General features: G+C 47.6%; 4 protein-coding genes. All 4 read left to right on the top strand.

The genetic code is table 11. The features are described 5' to 3' along the window. Positions 1–136 precede the first annotated feature (136 nt). The 4 genes from IC21_RS00030 to IC21_RS00010 all read left to right on the top strand — a co-directional run bounded on the left by IC21_RS00030 (position 137) and on the right by IC21_RS00010 (position 3,068). The gene (locus IC21_RS00030; protein WP_234969658.1) at positions 137–1,297 is read left to right on the top strand and encodes an MGDG synthase family glycosyltransferase; all 1,161 of its coding nucleotides are present in this window, start codon (positions 137–139) and stop codon (positions 1,295–1,297) included. A gap of 333 nt (positions 1,298–1,630) precedes the next feature. Next, the gene (locus tag IC21_RS00020) at positions 1,631–2,164 is read left to right on the top strand and encodes an RNA polymerase sigma factor (RefSeq protein WP_029142156.1); all 534 of its coding nucleotides are present in this window, start codon (positions 1,631–1,633) and stop codon (positions 2,162–2,164) included. 4 nt (positions 2,165–2,168) lie between these two features. After that, positions 2,169–2,675, top strand: a complete 507-nt coding sequence (locus IC21_RS00015) for an anti-sigma factor family protein (RefSeq protein ID WP_029142157.1) — start codon at positions 2,169–2,171, stop codon at positions 2,673–2,675. Between the two features lie 3 nt (positions 2,676–2,678). Continuing rightward, positions 2,679–3,068, top strand: coding sequence for a hypothetical protein (locus IC21_RS00010; RefSeq protein ID WP_234969656.1), 390 nt, complete (start codon positions 2,679–2,681; stop codon positions 3,066–3,068). Positions 3,069–3,125: the final 57 nt, after the last annotated feature.

Genomic DNA, 3,125 nt, shown 5'->3' with positions numbered 1-3,125 from the left:
AAATCTGGATGAAAAGGCAAAAAAAAAATCGGGATAATTAATTTTCCAGAGCCTCGCTCAAGGGTATATTTTTATTTTGGCAGAGGCTCATAAAAAGAACAGGCTTCCGGAAAAGGAGGAAGACAGCTTGGCTAAAGTGCTCATATTACCGCTTTTAAAAATGCCGTCCGGCCACCACCAGGTCGCAGAGGCGTTAATGCATAAATTGAAATGTATGGACAGTACCATTGAAATGAAAAAAGTTGATTTGATTTCCTATACGAGCGGGATGCTGGAAAAAATCGTCACGAAAATGTATTTGAATTGGATTCAAAAAGCACCGCGGACATACCAATGGGTGTACAAACATTTTTTTTATGCGGATGCCGACCAGACCGCATTAATGAAACTCTATGAACTCTCTTTTATGAAGCAAATGGAAAAACTGATTGCCGAGGAAAATCCGGATCTCGTCATTTGCACGCACAGTTTTCCGTCGATGCTGCTCAGCCGGCTGAAATCAAAAGGAAAAGTCGATGTCCCGGTTATCAATGCGTACACCGATTTTTTCGTCAACGGTTTGTGGGGAAAAAAAGAAATTGACATCCATTTTGTGCCGAACCAAACGATCAAAACGACGCTCATCTGTAACGGCGTGCCTGAACAAAACATTTTTGTCACCGGCATTCCGATTCATGAAGCGTTTAAAGAAAGAACGGCTTTGCGCCATACATCCCGGAAAAAAATCTTAATATCCGGCGGCAGCAGCGGCCTCGGTGATCTGTACCGCCTTCTGAAGGCGTTGAAACGGGAACAGCCGGACAGGGCCGATTATTATGTGTTATGCGGAAAAAACGAAAAATTGTATCACAAGCTGAACGGATGGGGGATGAAACATATCATCCCGGTTCCGTATATCCAGTCCAGAAAGGAAATGAGCCGGCTGTACGATGAAGCGGATGCGATCATTACAAAGCCGGGCGGTGTCACGATCAGCGAAGTGATTCAAAAAAAACTGCCGATTTTTATCCACTCCGTCCTCCCCGGCCAGGAAGAAATCAATCTTGCTTTTTTGAAACAACACGGGCTTGTCTTTGAATTGGACTTCACCAAACCGGTGGAGGAACAGGTGATGGAAATTTTGGAAGACGGGAAGCAGCTGGCCCGGTTTTACCGGCGGCTGCGCCAATACGGGAGCGAAATCGAACTCCAGGGGAAAGAATTTGATGTATTGATCCGCGGTCTGCTCGGCCGCAAAGCAAACCAAACGCCGGATAAAGTGCTGAAGGACCAGTACTTTGTTTCAACCTCTTATTGATTTTTTGCGGGCGTCTATGTTCCTGAAAGGGGCTACCGTTCGTTTCCGGGGCCTTTTATCATCATTTCCTGCCGGTGAAAACCGGGCACATGTTTCAGTCCGGCCCAAAGCTTGCATCGGCATTTTGCCGCCCGTCTTTCTGGCCGGTATGGGGAAACTTCTATCCAAATGGGGCGCTAAGTGGATGATAAAAAAACTTCCTGATGGCGGAAAGGAAAATATGCCATAATGAACATGGAATGAAATGGGCGTGTGCACCTGCAATTTCCTTGCCGCTTTTGCACATGCCCGGGCAACGGCAAAAGACCGCGTTGCTTAAGCAGGGAGTTGAAAATGGTGGAGCAGGATTTAACACAGTTGATCCGGCAGGCAAAAGCAGGAGATACAGATGCGTTTGCCGTGCTGGTGGCCCAGTTTAAAGGGGAGGTGTTCCGGCATGCATACGCCATGACAGGCGACCGGATGGAAGCGGAAGATATCGCCCAGGAAGCGTTTGTGAAAGCCTGGTACGCCCTGGATAAACTGGAACATGCCTATGCTTTTGCTTCTTGGATGTCGAAGATCGTCTCTCATTTATGCTATGACCGGCTGAAAAAATTGCGAAAAAAAGCGGCACTTCAGGCGGAAATAGAAGAGGAGCCGCTGAGGAGGGCAACTTCCAATATCGACAGTGCCAATTTGAGATTTGACATCCGCGGCGCGATGGAAAAATTGTCGCCGGGACATCGGGCAGCGATCGTGCTGCGCGATATCCAGGGCTATTCCTATGAAGAGATCGCAGACATCTTGAACATCCCGCTTGGTACCGTCAAGTCGCGCATCAACACAGCGAGAAATATTTTGAAAAAAGAACTTTCAAGAGGGTGATCACATGGAAACACACGTCCGGGATTTATTGCCGGCCTTCATGGATGATGCGTTAAGTGAAACGGACCGAAAAAAGGTTGAAGCCCATCTTGCCCTTTGCCCGGATTGCCGCCGCGAACTGGAAGAATTGGAGGCGGTCCAGGCGGAAATCAGCCGTTTTTACCATTCGGTTGAGGTGCCGGGAATCCAGTTTGAAAAGGCGGTTCTGGCTAAAATTATGCCGCAGGAAAAATTGGCGATGCATTACCGCGTGTTTGGCTGGTTCTTTGCGGTTTGCTGTGCCGCTTCTGTGCTTGCCACCTACCCGGTGATGAGAAAACCGTTTTATGTCGGCATGAATATTTTTCAGGCCCTCTTCAATATTCTTTCAAGCGGCTTTCATATTGCGCTTTCCATTCTTTCCGCGCTCCCGGCTTTGTCTGCGGGGATCATGGTGGTGATGGCGGTGATTTTGGCTGTCTGTATCTGGATTTTGTTCGGCCTTCTCACCATGAAGCCGGTGAAGGATTAGGGGATGGAGAAAAAAATGAAAGCCACAAAAACATTGATTTGCTTATTGTCCTTGCTCCTGCTTTTTCTGAGCGCAGGGGCGGGTTTCCACCCTGCGTTTGCAAAGGAAAAAAGAATGAGAATCATCATCCACGACCGGCATACGGTCATCCCGAAAAATGAAAAAGTTGAAAATGTCGTTGTGATCGGGAATAACGCGACCGTCGGCGGATATGTCAAAACAGCCGTCATTGTGATCAACGGGAATTTGAATATTCGAAAGTCAGCGGATATCCGCGGCTCTGTATTTGTGCTCGGGGGAAATATCAAACAGCAGCCGGGTGCCCGTGTAACGGAACATGTCCTGTCTATCAATATGAACAGAGGTAATTGCGATGTTACAGACTCCTTGTAGCCCAAGGGTTTGAAAAAAGGATAAAAAAATTTTCCCCCTAAAAAGAGGGGGAAACAA

This window comes from Heyndrickxia coagulans DSM 1 = ATCC 7050, assembly GCF_000290615.1.
Classification (GTDB): domain Bacteria; phylum Bacillota; class Bacilli; order Bacillales; family Bacillaceae_C; genus Weizmannia; species Weizmannia coagulans.
This window is presented reverse-complemented; position numbering and strand designations above follow the sequence as displayed.